14 protein-coding genes are annotated in these 14,043 nt (G+C 28.4%); 8 read left to right on the forward strand and 6 right to left on the reverse strand.

Going from position 1 to position 14,043, the window contains the following annotated elements:
• The first annotated feature begins 38 nt into the window (after nucleotides 1–38).
• Together rffA and HY951_11515 are read left to right on the forward strand one after the other, a co-directional pair.
• Nucleotides 39–1,163 carry a dTDP-4-amino-4,6-dideoxygalactose transaminase gene (gene rffA / locus HY951_11510; GenBank protein ID MBI5540679.1) on the forward strand — a complete coding sequence of 375 codons (1,125 nt, stop codon included), beginning with the start codon at nucleotides 39–41 and terminating at the stop codon, nucleotides 1,161–1,163.
• An 11-nt stretch (nucleotides 1,164–1,174) separates the two neighbouring features.
• A complete protein-coding gene (locus HY951_11515) occupies nucleotides 1,175–2,641 on the forward strand; it encodes a hypothetical protein (protein ID MBI5540680.1) in 1,467 nt (488 codons plus the stop codon).
• 24 nt (nucleotides 2,642–2,665) lie between these two features.
• On the opposite strand, the gene HY951_11520 is transcribed toward HY951_11515, so the two are convergent.
• The 6 genes from HY951_11520 to HY951_11545 form a co-directional block, all read right to left on the reverse strand.
• Complete coding sequence (locus HY951_11520) at nucleotides 2,666–3,403, reverse strand: glycosyltransferase family 2 protein (protein MBI5540681.1); 738 nt, start codon at nucleotides 3,401–3,403, stop codon at nucleotides 2,666–2,668.
• The gene (locus tag HY951_11525) at nucleotides 3,393–4,142 is read right to left on the reverse strand and encodes an FkbM family methyltransferase (GenBank protein MBI5540682.1); all 750 of its coding nucleotides are present in this window, start codon (nucleotides 4,140–4,142) and stop codon (nucleotides 3,393–3,395) included. Before HY951_11525 ends, HY951_11520 begins: the two co-directional genes overlap by 11 nt.
• A 57-nt stretch (nucleotides 4,143–4,199) precedes the next feature.
• Nucleotides 4,200–4,925 carry a class I SAM-dependent methyltransferase gene (locus HY951_11530; protein MBI5540683.1) on the reverse strand — a complete coding sequence of 242 codons (726 nt, stop codon included), beginning with the start codon at nucleotides 4,923–4,925 and terminating at the stop codon, nucleotides 4,200–4,202.
• Nucleotides 4,926–4,990: 65 nt separating this feature from the next.
• On the reverse strand, nucleotides 4,991–6,052 hold the full coding sequence (locus HY951_11535; protein ID MBI5540684.1) for an NAD-dependent epimerase/dehydratase family protein: 1,062 nt from the start codon (nucleotides 6,050–6,052) through the stop codon (nucleotides 4,991–4,993).
• Entirely contained in the window at nucleotides 6,045–7,448 is a 1,404-nt protein-coding gene (locus HY951_11540) for a hypothetical protein (GenBank protein MBI5540685.1), read from the reverse strand. Before HY951_11540 ends, HY951_11535 begins: the two co-directional genes overlap by 8 nt.
• Nucleotides 7,445–8,506, reverse strand: coding sequence for an NAD-dependent epimerase/dehydratase family protein (locus HY951_11545; protein ID MBI5540686.1), 1,062 nt, complete (start codon nucleotides 8,504–8,506; stop codon nucleotides 7,445–7,447). The genes HY951_11540 and HY951_11545 overlap by 4 nt, the downstream gene beginning before the upstream one ends.
• 223 nt (nucleotides 8,507–8,729) lie before the next feature.
• Between HY951_11545 and HY951_11550 the strand changes: the two genes are divergently transcribed.
• Genes HY951_11550 through HY951_11575 form a run of 6 tightly spaced genes read left to right on the forward strand, consistent with a single transcriptional unit; the run spans nucleotide 8,730 to nucleotide 14,034 of the window.
• Nucleotides 8,730–9,551 carry an ABC transporter permease gene (locus HY951_11550; protein MBI5540687.1) on the forward strand — a complete coding sequence of 274 codons (822 nt, stop codon included), beginning with the start codon at nucleotides 8,730–8,732 and terminating at the stop codon, nucleotides 9,549–9,551.
• 9 nt (nucleotides 9,552–9,560) lie between these two features.
• On the forward strand, nucleotides 9,561–10,751 hold the full coding sequence (locus tag HY951_11555; protein MBI5540688.1) for an ABC transporter ATP-binding protein: 1,191 nt from the start codon (nucleotides 9,561–9,563) through the stop codon (nucleotides 10,749–10,751).
• Nucleotides 10,738–11,448, forward strand: a complete 711-nt coding sequence (locus HY951_11560) for an FkbM family methyltransferase (protein MBI5540689.1) — start codon at nucleotides 10,738–10,740, stop codon at nucleotides 11,446–11,448. Before HY951_11555 ends, HY951_11560 begins: the two co-directional genes overlap by 14 nt.
• Nucleotides 11,445–12,287, forward strand: coding sequence for an FkbM family methyltransferase (locus HY951_11565; protein MBI5540690.1), 843 nt, complete (start codon nucleotides 11,445–11,447; stop codon nucleotides 12,285–12,287). Before HY951_11560 ends, HY951_11565 begins: the two co-directional genes overlap by 4 nt.
• A complete protein-coding gene (locus HY951_11570; protein MBI5540691.1) occupies nucleotides 12,287–13,237 on the forward strand; it encodes a glycosyltransferase in 951 nt (316 codons plus the stop codon). Before HY951_11565 ends, HY951_11570 begins: the two co-directional genes overlap by 1 nt.
• Entirely contained in the window at nucleotides 13,234–14,034 is an 801-nt protein-coding gene (locus tag HY951_11575; GenBank protein ID MBI5540692.1) for a hypothetical protein, read from the forward strand. The genes HY951_11570 and HY951_11575 overlap by 4 nt, the downstream gene beginning before the upstream one ends.
• Nucleotides 14,035–14,043: the final 9 nt, after the last annotated feature.

Below are 14,043 nucleotides of genomic sequence, written 5' to 3' on the forward strand. Positions count from 1 at the left end.
TGAAATATTGTAAAATTGTATCTTTGAAAAAAAAAACAATGATTAATTTTAACTTCCCTTATATTACCGGAAAAGAACATGAATATATCAATGATGCTATAAATGTTGGTCATATTTCTGGAAATGGGAAGTATACTAAGCTTTGCCAGTCATATTTAAAAAATAAATTCGGGTTCAAAAAGTGCTTACTCACTACGTCCTGTACAGATGCATTAGAAATGGCGGCATTGCTTTTAGACATTAAAACAGGTGACGAAATTATTATTCCCTCTTTTACCTTTGTTTCAACTGCATTAGCTTTTGTTAGACAAGGTGCTAAAATAGTATTTGTTGATAGTCGCCAAGACCACCCTGGAATTGATGAATCTAAAATAGAAAAATTTATCACTTCAAAAACTAAAGCTATTGTTGTTGTTCATTATGCGGGAGTTGCTTGTGATATGGATAAAATAATTGAAATTGCAAACAAATATAAATTATTTATTGTTGAAGATGCTGCTCAGGCAATTGATAGTTATTATAATGGTAAACCATTAGGAAGTCTTGGGCATTTATCTTGTTTTTCCTTTCATGAAACAAAAAATATTCAATGTGGTGAGGGTGGTATGCTTGTAATAAATGACGAACAATTTGCAAATAGGGCAGAAATTATTTGGGAAAAAGGAACTAACAGGGCTGCTTTTTTTCGTGGTGAAATAGACAAATATGGTTGGGTTGATATAGGATCTTCATTTCTTCCTTCAGAAATATGTGCTGCTTTTCTTTATGCCCAGGTTGAAAACATGGAGGTTATTCAAAATAAAAGGAAATGGATTTGGAATTATTATGATTCTGCCTTAAGATCTAAATTGGATTCAAAAGGAGTAAAAATTCCAGTTATTCCTGATTATGCTACTAACAATGGGCACATGTACTATATAGTGTGTTCATCTACAGAAGAAAGACAATCTTTAATAGAATACATGAAGAGCGAGAAGATATTTTGCGTTTTTCATTATCAAAGCCTTCATAAGAGTAGTTATAATTTAAAAACATCTTCATTAATAGATTTGCCACATAGTGATTATTATGCTGAAAGGTTGGTTCGTTTACCTTTTTATTTTTCATTAAATGAAACTGTTTTGAATGAAATTATTTTAAAGTTATTAAAATTTTATAAGTAATAACAAGCAACATGATTTTAAAAAAAACATACTTTTATATTCTTATAATACTCATTGTTAAAATAATTTTTCTCGGTTTTTATATCTATTCAAGTAGTGAACCAAATAAAATTAATATTGTTCACTATGCCGGAGATGCCGATTCATATATTGAACCACTTGATAATTTAAAAAATCATGGAGTTTATATATATTCCAATCCAGGTGGCGAACCGGCACTTGCAGGTAGAATGCCCCATTATGGAATAATTTATTATCTTTTTCATCTGCTTTTTAACAGAGACAATAGTTTACTTTTATTGGTTTTATTACAAATTGTTATTGCTGTTATTTCAACCTATTATTTATTTAAAATAATACTACTTTTAACAAAGTTTAATAAAAGAACTTTTGTTTTATTTATTATTTTATCGGCAGCAAGTTTGTACTTAAGCTGGTGGGATGTTTATATAGCACCTGAGAGTCTTTCTTATTCAATGTTAATTTTCTTTACCTATTTTTATATTCTTTATCAGAGAAATAGAGGAAGAAAAGAATTGTTTTTATCCGGATTGTTTTTAGGTATTGCAGTTGCCTTAAAGCCATATTATGGTATGTTTTTATTTTTAATCTGTGTTGAAACTGCATTATATTATTTTAAAAATAAAAAAATATTTAGTCGGTTTAAATCATTATTTATTGACCAGTTATTAATAGTTAGTACCATAATTGTTTTGCTTACTCCATGGACTATAAGAAATTATTACGCATTAAATCGATTTGTTCCTTTGCAGCAAGACATGTATTCTGGTTTTAATTATGATGATGTTGATTTAACTTTACGTGATTATATAGCCGCTTGGGGCGGAAATTTTATTTTCTGGGATAAAAGAAGTGCAGGGTGTTATTTTAATTATAATTTACACTGTTTGCCATGTGAATTTCAAATGCCGGACTATGCTTATTGTAAATGTTATGGAAAAAAAGAAACAATTGCTTTAAGAAATGACATCGTGAATTATCAAAAAAAGGTAGTTGAAGGAGTAAAAAACGATACTGTTAAAGCGGAATTATCTAATAGAATGAAAGGATATATTGATTGTTTTGCAAAAGAAAAACCTGTTTTTTATTATTTTTGGGGTCCGCTTTTAAGAATTAAAAACTTTTTAATTAATTCCGGGTCATATTATTTTGTTGTTCCTGCAAAGCCAATTACTTTAAAATTAATGTTTTCTGCTGTTAAGATTTTTCAAAGCCTTTTGTATTATGTTATTTTAATATTAGGGTTTGTTGGATTATTTGTGCTTTCAAGAAAAAACAAAGAACTTTGGTTTTTTAATGTGATAATCATTTTTTTAATCCTTTTATTTCCAATTTACTTAAAAGGCTCTGAATGGAGATACTTTAATCCGGCAATTATTTATCTTACAATTTATACTATTATGTTATTATCTAATATTAGGTTTAGTATAAAAAGCAAAACCATGATGAATAATTAAATTCAGAAAAAACAAATATAAAGGCTACCATTTCTTATTAAAGTCACCACGAGAGAAATACTTTTCTATAAAGCAATACATTAAAATAAAAAAGTATCTGCTTCCCATTTCACGAATTTTTAATTTCGATTCGCCATATTTTCTATTTGTCCATGAATTTGGAAGTACATTATATGAATACCCTCTAATTATAGCTTTTAGCGGTAATTCTATTGTTAAATTGAAATGAGGTGACAAGAATGGTTTTAAGCCATCAATTGTATGTCTCTTATATAGTTTAAATGCATTTGTTGTATCGTTATATTTTATGCGCATAACAATTCTGATAATTAAATTAGCCAATCTGTTTATGCGCTTTTTAACAAAAGGATAATCAATTAATTTCCCCCCCTTAATAAACCTACTACCAAACACACAATCATAGTTTCCTTCAACCATGGAGTTATAAAATTTGATTAAATCATTAGGAGAATCAGACAAGTCTGCCATAAATATAGCAACACAATCGCCGGTATAATGCTCTAACCCATAACGAACTGCATATCCAAAGCCATTTGCACCTGTATTTGTTACATATTTAACAGTTGAGTATTTTTTTGATAAATTTTCTAAAACTTGTAATGTGTTATCATTGGAATTATCATTTACAATAAAAATTTCGTGATCGATGTTAACTTCTGAAAATGCAATTTCTAACTGATCTACTGTTTCAGTAATTGATTCACCTTCATTATAAGCAGGTATTAAAACGCTAAGCTTCATTTAATAATTTATTTTCGTAAATAATTTCATAAAAATCTCCGTAGCTATGTTTTATTCTGGCAACTTCTTCAAATCCATTAGTTTTTAAAAGGGCATTAATTTTAGTCTGATTTTTATTATTGACATACATATCATCATAATGGCATTCCAGTTGTATGAAATTTATTGGGTACTTAGTTTTTTGATTTTCGAAAAGTCCTTGTAAACAGCTATATTCATGACCTTCAACGTCAAGTTTTAAAATGTCAATAAAAAGATTTGTATTGTTTTCTAAAAAACGAGATAATGTAATGGCTTCTACTTCATAAGTTTTAGCGATTAATTCCTTTGCCTCTACACCCAACACCTTTGCTTTTTTATTTAAATAATCTGAATTATAATTAACTTCTTCAAAAGTAGAGGTTTCGTTCATTATATTTTCATAAAACAGTAATTTTCCGTTTGTGTTACTTATTCCTAGATTATTAAGTACAATATCAGAATTCTTTTTGTATTTGTTTTGTAATTTGTTAAATAATGTTATGTTTGGCTCAAAACCAAAAATTTTAACTTTTTTATTTAGTTTCAGATAAAAATCGATGCTTTGCCCCCTATTGCTACCTACATCAATTATTGTTTTAATCCTATCTTTATTTTCTATTATAATCTTTTTTAAATAAAACGCTTTTAATTTGGGATAAAATACTAATCGTTCAACAACGTCTATTATAATTTGTATAGAAAGTATTCTAAAGGTCATTTTTCTAGTAGAGTTCTTTATACAATAAGAAAAGTTAAAATTAAATAAAAGACTAAATTAAGCTTTAATAATAATACATTGTCCATTAAGATTTGGAATAATCATTTCGGATTTATCAATAAAAAAATCATCAACAGCCTTTTTAACGCCAGGACAAGCCAATACTCCATAATCGTCAATTAAAATAATCCCATTATGAGACATCTTATTATAACAATATTCCAAAGCATCTAATGTTGATTGATATATATCAAAATCAATGTGCACAAAAGAAAATTTAGTGTTTTCTGATAAGTTATTTGCAGATTCGGGGAAATATCCTTTATAGAAAGTGAAATTATCTTCTTTTAGAAAGGTTTTGATTTCATTAAAACTAACGTCTCCCAAACTTCCTTTGTCCCAATGATTATCAAATTCTTTGTTAACGTCAGGCAAACCTTCGAATGTGTCAAATAATAAAATTTTCTTTTTATGAAAACTTCCTTCCAGCATCAATTTACTGCCTGCTCCTTTAAAAACTCCTAGTTCGGCATAGTCGCCTTCAATATTTACAGCATTTTTTGCACACAAAAATAATATATATGCTTTTTTAACATCAAGCAAAGATCTTTTCTTTGATTCGTTATAACATTTAACAAAAACAGTATCCTGTTTCCATAATTTGTCTATTCCCCTTAATGATTTGGCGAAAAATATTTCGATATTAGGAAGTTTTCTTACTAATGAATACTTTAATGACAAGGGTAAAAGTTTGTTTAGAATACGACGGATTATTAAAAACATGCTTCGGCAGTTAAGTGACTAAAATTACTTTTTTATAAATTATTAAATCTAATATTTTTTTGAAATTATCTGTTATTTACATTTTTTGAGATCTGAGTTAATATATCAAGAATATTATACCTCATTTCCCATTTGGGATAATGCTTTTTAAATTTACTTACATCACTTATCCACCAAATATGATCACCAATTCTATTTGTTTCAGAATACTCGAAGTTCATTTTTTTTCCTGTGATTTGTTCACATAATTCAATTGCTTCAGTCATTGAACAATTAGAAAACCTTCCACCACCGGCATTATAAACCTCACCCTGTTTAGGATTCTGATGGAAGTGCCAGATCATATTAACTAAATCCCAGCTATGAATATTATCTCTAACCTGTTTACCTCTATATCCAAAAACAGTATATTTATCGCCGGTTATAGCACATTTCATTAGGTAAGATAAAAATCCATGCAATTGAGTACCCGAGTGGTTTGGGCCGGTAAGGCAGCCACCTCTTAGAACACAGGTATTCATTCCAAAATATTTACCATATTCCTGTACCAAAACATCTGCTGCAACTTTAGATGCTCCAAATAAAGAATGTTTTGTTTGATCTATGCTCATGCTTTCGTCAATTCCCTCCTTAAAATATGGGTGAGATGAATCTATTTCCCATCTCTTTTCAAGTTCTACCAAAGGTAAATAATTTGGTGTATCGCCATATACTTTATTTGTGGAAGTGAAAATAAAAGTTGCTTCAGGACAATATATTCTTGTTAATTCAAGCATGTTTAATGTTCCATTAGCATTTACTGTAAAATCAGTAATTGGTTCATTTGCTGCCCAATCATGACTAGGTTGTGCGGCGCTATGAATAATTAACTTTATGTTAGAACCATTTAGTTTAAAAATAGTTTCCAATTCAGAAAAATTACGAATATCAATTGCATTATGTTCAAAATTATTGAAACTGTTTAATAGTCTTTTTGTGTTCCATTCGGTAGATGCATCTTGTCCGAAGAATTTTGCCCGCATATTATTATCTATGCCTATAATTTTTTCGAATTTTTTCGAAAAAAAATCTACAGATTCACTTCCTATTAAACCAGAAGATCCTGTAATTAAACAAATGTTAGCCATTTTTATATGTTTTTTCTTTAATAATTGTTATTGTTAAAATTGAAAGTATTAATAAATGAACAGGGATACTATATCTTGCTTGAATGGTAAACGGAAGGTGAATAATTCCATAATACCAAAAGAGCAAAACAAATCCATATTTATTTTTGAAATGCGTTTTCTTTAAAAGAATTTTAATCGTTATAAAAATTAATCCTAAAAATATAAAAGCAAATGTAATTACAAAAGGATAAATAACCTTTATTTTGCCTAAAAAGGAATTTGATTCTTCCAGGTTTTTATAGTTTATTCCTGTAACATAAGTTCTAAAAAGCTGATAAGTTCTGGACTTTAAGTAATAACCAGGATCATTTAAAATATGCTGCTTTGTTATTTGTGTTAATAATTTTTCTCTTTCAATATTATATTTACTGTTATGAAGAACAAAAATTTCAGGATTTAACTGACTCATTTTAACTAAGTCTAAAGAATCATTTCTTGTTTCAAATTGTTTCAGGTTATTCCATAACAATTTGCATTCGGTCTCATAATCTTTTACGTTTTTAATAATTTCATCATTGTTATAAAAATGTGGCTTTGTTAAATCATAACTTGTATTATTTCCCCAGTAAAAACGTTCTGTATATCCATCCGGAAGTTTAAGTGCCCAGTAACTTAAATGCATTGCTCCTGCCGCACCTTCAATTGTTGTAATTTTAAAAATTCCGTGGTTACTTTTATTCCATAACCCGAATGGAATAAGCAATGCTATATAAAAGAAAATAAAAATAAGTGAAAGTTTATACTGTTGTTTGTTTTGTATAATAAAATAAATGAATAGAATAAATGGAAACAAAAGAAAAGCCGGCCTGACAATAAAAGTGCAATAACAGGTAATTGCAATAAACAGCATGTTTCTTAAAGATCTTTTTGAGCAAACAAGAAACATTGTTAAAACAATAAACAAAATAGAAATTATTTCAGTGCTTATAAGTCCGGAATAATATACAATTTGTATGTTTGGAAGTAGTAAAAGAAGAAAAATATTGCGATACTTTATATCGGTATTTACTCGTTTAATAATTAAAGTACAAATGAATACAGAAATAAAATAAAGAATTAACTGTATTACTTTTACAAATAATTGTGACGATGAAATAAGTTGGCACATTGCCAAAAATGCAGGATAACCGGGAGTTCGTAAAGTTTCGGGATAATATTTATAAAATAAATACCAGCTTGAAAATTTACCATGTAGGATACTTTCTCCCATTAGCCAATATCCTTTGGAGTCGGGAAAATTGGTGCCACATGAAACTCTAAAAACAACAATCCCAATTATAACATTTAAGAAAAAGAGAACAAAGAAAAATCTTTTGGTATTTAAAAATTTATAAAATGAACTTATTAAATTCATTTCAATATAGCTTTAAGTTGTTTTTCATTTTGTTTAATCCATGTAAATGTTTCAGAAAAAATACTTTCTAAATTGGTTTTTGGTTTCCAGCTGATGTTTTTTTCAATTTTAGAATTATTAGTTATATAAATTCTTAAATCAGCTGGCCTGTTTTTAATTTCGGAAGTTATTTTTATTTTATTTCCGGTAATTTGTTCACAAACTTTAGTCATTTCTTGAAGTGAAATACTATTATTTAAACCACCCCCTACATTAAATATATTTCCGGTAAATTCTTCTGTTTGATGAATTTGAATGTCTATAAGTTCAACCAAATCCTCTACATAAAGGAGATCTCTTACTTGCTTTCCTAATCCTCCGTATCCAATATAGCTGAGTGGTTGTTTCCAATAATGTTTTGCCATCCATAAAGTTGCAATTCCCTGATCTGTTTTTCCCATTTGGCGTGGACCTGCAATTACTCCTAATCGTGTTATTGCTGACTTTAAATTGTAAAACGCAGAATATTCTTGTATAAATAATTCTGCCGAAAGTTTTGTTGTTCCATAAAAAGAACGAACTCCATTCAAACTTAAATCCTCAGAAATACCTATTCTTGAAATTCCTTTTTCCAATTGATTTTCAGAAAATGAAAAACGTGTTTCTTCTTCAATAAAATTTGCATTTTCAATTCTTTCGATGGGATAAACTCTACTTGTAGAAAGAAAAATAAGTTTTGCTTTATTTTTTAAACACGCATTAAAACAATTTATGGAGCCAAAAAGATTATTGTTTATTACAAAAGAAGGATCAGAGTCAAGTCCAGCTAATACCGAAGGTTCGGCAGAGGCATCAATTAAAACATCAAACGAACCAACAGAATTAAGGTCTTCAATATTGCGAATATCGCCATGAATAAACCTAATGTCATAGTTCTGAAATTCAATTAAGTTTAATTCAGAACCACGTCTTTTTAAATTATCAAATGCTATTATTGTATAATGAGGATATTTTTCTTTAAGTTTTACACATAGTGTTGATCCAATAAAACCTGCCCCTCCTGTAATTAAAATTATCATATTGCTATATAGTGAGTTAGATTTTCTATAAAAAGAATATTAAAAAATCAATCAAATATAAAGTGATTAAACGAGACATAAAAATTTTATAAGTTAGCAACTTATCATTAGTTCTAATTTATGAAAAATAATCTTTAAATATATCTTAAACAGGTAAAGCAATTGAAAGAGTATTGATTTAATTATATTTTACTATCTTGCATCTTGTTTAAGCTGTTTATAAATGATTGAATACGAAATAAAACCTAAAAATAAACTTACAATTGGTATTAATGAACTATGGCAATACCGGGAGTTGTTTTATTTTTTTACATGGCGCGATATAAAAATTAAATATAAACAAACTGTATTGGGGTTTGCCTGGGCTATTTTGCAGCCATTTTTAATGATGATAATTTTTACAGTTTTTTTTGGAAAGGCATTAAACGTTCCTTCTGACAATATTCCATATCCGGTTTTTGTTTTTTCAGGATTATTACTTTGGAATATATTTTCTTCAGGAATATCAGGTGCAGGAAATAGTATGGTGTCAAATGCAAACATTATAAATAAAATTTATTTTCCCCGGTTAATTATTCCTATATCTGCTGTTTTGGTGTCGTTATTTGACTTTGTTATGGCATTCCTAGTATTTATTGTTATGATTATTTATTATCAGGTTTCAATAAATTTTATTTTATTTATTCCATTGTTGTTTTTGAGTATTCTTATTACTGCTATTTCAACATTTGGGATAGGATCGTTACTTGCTGCTTTAAATATTAAGTATCGTGATTTCAGATATATCATTCCATTTATGGTTCAGGCATTATTGTTTTTAACTCCGGTAATTTATCCTGTATCCATTGTTAGTAAAGTTTGGTTTAAATTTATTCTTGCATTAAATCCGATGTATTCAGCAATTGAATTATTCAGACACTCGATAATACAGAAATCATTAGATTTTAATTTAATTATTATAAGCATCTCTTCAGCTGTTATATTGTTATTAATAGGAGTAATATATTTTAGAAAAACAGAATCTTATTTTGCCGATTTAGCTTAAATGAAACCAATATTAGAAATACAAAATATATCTAAAAAATTTCGTATTTATCACGAGAATCAACCTTATTTGAGTTTACGTGACTCTTTGACTTCTTTATTTAAAAAGAGTAAAAGCAGTTCCGAAGAGTTTTATGCATTAAAAGATGTTTGTTTTGATGTTTTTCCAAGTGAAAGTATCGGTATTATTGGAAAAAATGGTGCAGGTAAATCAACTCTTTTGAAAGTTCTATCAAAAATAACTCCACCATCTTCAGGTAAAATTGTTTCAAGAGGAAGAGTTGCCAGTTTATTGGAGGTGGGCACTGGATTTCATCCGGAATTGAGTGGCAGAGAAAATATTTTTCTTAATGGGTCGATTTTAGGGATGAAGCAAAAAGAGATATTATCAAAATTTGATGAAATTGTTGATTTTTCGGGAACAGAAAAATTTTTAGATACCCCATTAAAAAGATATAGTAGTGGAATGCAATTGCGTTTAGCATTTTCTGTTGCTGCATTTTTGGAGCCAGAGATATTGGTTATTGACGAAGTTCTTGCAGTTGGAGATGTTGAATTTCAAAAAAAATGCATTGGAAAAATGGAAGATGTAAGTAAAAGCGGAAGAACCATTTTATTTGTAAGTCACAATATGGCTGCTATTCAATCCCTTTGCACAAATGCAGTTTATCTTTCGCAGGGCAAAGTATTAAATTATGGCAAATCGCATGAGATAATTAATCAATACTTAAAGGATAATTTGTCTAATACTAATTTTGAGAAAGGGAAAACAAACAAAAACACTTATGTTAAAAAAGTTAATTTAGACTGTTGCATTCAGGATCTTATCGAATTAAGTATTGAAATTTATAGTAAAGAAGCAAAAAAAGCTGCAATAGACATCAGATTATATACTTTTAACGGGGAACCTGCTGCATTTGGTTCAATTGGTACTTTTGATCAAAACAAAATGCTAACATTAAATTGCGGAATAAACACATTCAGTTTGCAATTAACAACAAGCAGTATAGCAAATGGTCTTTATTATATTTCTATCGATTTAACAAATCCTGATAAAGAATATTTTGATAGAATAGAACAGGCACTATTTTTTGAAATTTCAAATTCGCCAGGAGGTGCCGGAAGCAGGGTATTACTTCAGGAATGGAATTATGGTTATTATAAATTACCACTATTTTTAAAAGGCTATGAACAGGATTAATTATACCTTATTTAAAGTTATCAGAAAGGTACTTTATTCTGGTTATTTTTGGCCGGTTAGATTAAGAGAGGCTCTTTTTCTGGAAATAAAATCACCAAAAATAAATTATATAGATATTGGAACTTATGATGGAAGTTTTTTTGAAATTATTAGAAAAGAAAAAAAAATAAATAAAGCCGTACTTATTGAACCACAAGTTGATTTGTACAATAAACTATGTGAAAAATATAAAGAGAATCAAAATGTTTTGATTTTTAATGAATTGCTGGGAAACAAAAAACAGGTGTCTGAATTTTATATCAATAATTTAAAGGCAACATCTTCCATTTTTAAATTTAATGATGATATTGTAGGCAAGGATTTAGATAAAACATGTATTGAAAAAGAAAAAAGAAAAACTAACCTTTTAGACGAATTAGTTCCACCTGATATGAAAAAAATTGATTTGCTAAAAGTTGATGTTCAGGGTGCAGAGTTATTAGTACTTCAAGGCGCTGAAGAGACATTAAAAAAAACAATCGCGTTGTGGATTGAGGTTTCTTTTAAAAAAATATATGAAGAAAGTGTTCTTTTTAGTGAAATAAAACTATGGTTAGAAAACAGAGGATTTTTCATGAAAGAAATACATCCGGGATTCAGAGCCATAAATGGAGAGTTATTACAAGCCGATTGCTTATTTAAAAAAATTGAAAAATGATTTACCCTAGAATTATATTTCCTATAAAACAACGGCTATTTTGGAAAGGTGTTAGAAAACGGCTTAAATCATGGGATAAAATTGTCGAAGAAAAGGAGTCTACAAAAATAATAACAACAGACAACATAAGATTTAACCTGTATAAGGATGATGTACTATCAAAATTAATTTATGCCGAGAATTTTGAATGGGCTGAAAAAGAATGGTTAAAGTCCTTTTTAAAACCTGGTATGATTTGTTATGATTTGGGTGCAAATATTGGTTTTTATACTTTATTGTCAGCATATTTAACTTTTCCGAACGGAAAAATTGTATCATTAGAACCTGTAAGTAAAACATTTGACAGATTAAAAGCTAATATAGACATTAATGACAAAATCTCAAATTGTGTAAGTTGTTACAAGATTGCAGCTTCAAATAGCGCCGGTGAACTTGAAATATTTACAGCCTCAAAAGATTTACACGCATGGAATTCTTTGGTTGCACCACAAAATAAAGATGAGTTTATTAAAGAAATAATAAAAACAATAAGTTTAGATTCACTTTTTGAGAATGAAAATTTACCGGTGCCCGATTTTATTAAAATAGATGTAGAAGGGTGGGAAGAGAATGTATTAATCGGAGCAAAACATATTCTTACAAAATTTTCGCCCACTCTTTTAATTGAGTTTACTAAAGACAATTTATTAAGAGCTGGTACATCATATCAAAAACTAATAAATATCCTTTCCGATTACGGGTATAACCTATATGAATACTTACCCCGTTATAAGAAGCTAGTTCTTGTAGATGACTGGAATTTCGAGCATAAAAACATTATTGCAATAAAAAAACTGTAATGTTAAAACCACAAATCTCAATTATCATCCCCACCAAAAACCAGGGACAATTTATAGAGGAAACTATTCTTTCTATTCTAGATCAAAATTATCCAAATTTACAGTTAATAATTATTGATGGTAATAGTAGCGATAATACTACCGAGATTATTAAAAAATATGAGAAGCAGATAAGTTATTGGGAAAGTAAATCAGACAGCGGTCAGTCGGAGGCAATAAACAGAGGACTAGAGACGTGCACAGGGGAAATCGTTAACTGGATTAACAGTGATGACAAACTCAATAAAAATGCTTTGAATGAAATTGTAGAGTGTTATAATAAATCTCCACAAGCAAATTTATTTGTTGGTCAAACAATTTTTTTCGATGAAACAAGAGAAATTCAAAAATCCGGTCCAATAATATTCTCATCTCCCGAAAAAACATTTGGTTTTGGACAAATAAACCAACCTGCAATGTTTTATAAAAGGGAGGTTTTTGAAAAAATCGGAAAAATTAATGAAGATTTTCATTTTTGTATGGATCTTGATTTCTGGCTTAGATATTTAATGACATACTCTACTAATAAAATATCAATAACAGAGAATGTATGGATATATTTTCGTTTTCATAACAATTCAAAAACTGTAACAGATAAACCACAATTTGAATATGAAAAGGAATTACTATATAAACATATATTCAATGCAAGTAATCTAAAATATAAGTTGTTAAACAGCAGTGAGTCGCCCAGCAAAATAAATCAAAGTGTTTTTCCTGAAAAATCATTGCTTGATATAAAACTTTGTCGTAATTATCATTATTTGTGGAGAGCAGATGAGTTAAGTATTAACAGAAGAAAAAAAGATGCATTTCGCTTTTGGAAAAGAGTTAATCCAGTTAAACCTGGTTTCGGTGAATGGAAAAGATATTTGGCAGTATTTAAAAATATTATTAATGTATTTAAATGAAAGAGTCTTCCGAAATAGCTGTATTAGTACTTTCTTGTGATAAATACAAGGATTTATGGGATCCGTTTTTTGATTTCTTTTTTAAATATTGGGCCGATTGTCCCTATAATGTTTATTTAGCTTCAAATAAAATAAAATATGAAAGACAAGGCGTTACATCATTACTAGCAGGTGAATTAACAAATTGGAGCAATGAAACTTCAATTATTTTAAATCAAATTAAAGAAGAGTATGTAATTGTTATACTAGAAGATTATTTTATTTATAAAACGGTTAATATTTTGCAACTTGAGAAATGCTATAAATTCTTAAAAGAAAATAATGGGTTGTTTTTTCAACTTGCAATTTTTCCAACTGATCATAGGGAATGGTGGGATTATGATTTAACAAATGATAAAGAAATCGGAAAAATCAAAAAAAATCAGACATATAGAATAAATTTACAAATTGGAATTTGGTCAAAAAAAGGGATGTTAAATGTTATAAAAGAAGGAGAATCCCCTTGGGAGTTTGAGATAGAAGGTTCTAAACGAAGTAATAATTTGGAAATGAATTGTTATTGTTTGTTAGATAATTTAAATTTAAAATATGTTCACGGACCTATTACATATTTATGCACTGCATTGTCTAGGGGTGTTTGGATGAGAGAGGCGATTGGTTTGGCTAAAAAAAACAGTATAGTATTAGACATTACAAAAAGAAAAGTTGAGAGTAGATGGGATTATTTAAAAAGAAAAGTATATTTTGCAATGCCATTTAAATTCAGAAAGTATATGGATTTTATTAAAAGTTTATAATTACAAAAA

The sequence above is a fragment of the Bacteroidia bacterium genome (assembly GCA_016218155.1).
Lineage (GTDB): Bacteria > Bacteroidota > Bacteroidia > Bacteroidales > GWA2-32-17 > GWA2-32-17.

Excerpts from the sequence above, each read along its gene's own strand:
- HY951_11550 (MBI5540687.1), top strand. The coding sequence starts at position 8,730 with ATGATTGAATACGAAATAAAACCTAAAAATAAACTTACAATTGGTATT.
- HY951_11540 (MBI5540685.1), bottom strand. The coding sequence starts at position 7,448 with ATGAATTTAATAAGTTCATTTTATAAATTTTTAAATACCAAAAGATTT.
- HY951_11565 (MBI5540690.1), top strand. The coding sequence starts at position 11,445 with ATGATTTACCCTAGAATTATATTTCCTATAAAACAACGGCTATTTTGG.
- HY951_11545 (MBI5540686.1), bottom strand. The coding sequence starts at position 8,506 with ATGATAATTTTAATTACAGGAGGGGCAGGTTTTATTGGATCAACACTA.
- HY951_11520 (MBI5540681.1), bottom strand. The coding sequence starts at position 3,403 with ATGAAGCTTAGCGTTTTAATACCTGCTTATAATGAAGGTGAATCAATT.
- HY951_11525 (MBI5540682.1), bottom strand. The coding sequence starts at position 4,142 with ATGACCTTTAGAATACTTTCTATACAAATTATAATAGACGTTGTTGAA.
- HY951_11530 (MBI5540683.1), bottom strand. The coding sequence starts at position 4,925 with ATGTTTTTAATAATCCGTCGTATTCTAAACAAACTTTTACCCTTGTCA.
- HY951_11535 (MBI5540684.1), bottom strand. The coding sequence starts at position 6,052 with ATGGCTAACATTTGTTTAATTACAGGATCTTCTGGTTTAATAGGAAGT.
- HY951_11560 (MBI5540689.1), top strand. The coding sequence starts at position 10,738 with ATGAACAGGATTAATTATACCTTATTTAAAGTTATCAGAAAGGTACTT.
- HY951_11515 (MBI5540680.1), top strand. The coding sequence starts at position 1,175 with ATGATTTTAAAAAAAACATACTTTTATATTCTTATAATACTCATTGTT.
- HY951_11570 (MBI5540691.1), top strand. The coding sequence starts at position 12,287 with ATGTTAAAACCACAAATCTCAATTATCATCCCCACCAAAAACCAGGGA.
- rffA (MBI5540679.1), top strand. The coding sequence starts at position 39 with ATGATTAATTTTAACTTCCCTTATATTACCGGAAAAGAACATGAATAT.
- HY951_11575 (MBI5540692.1), top strand. The coding sequence starts at position 13,234 with ATGAAAGAGTCTTCCGAAATAGCTGTATTAGTACTTTCTTGTGATAAA.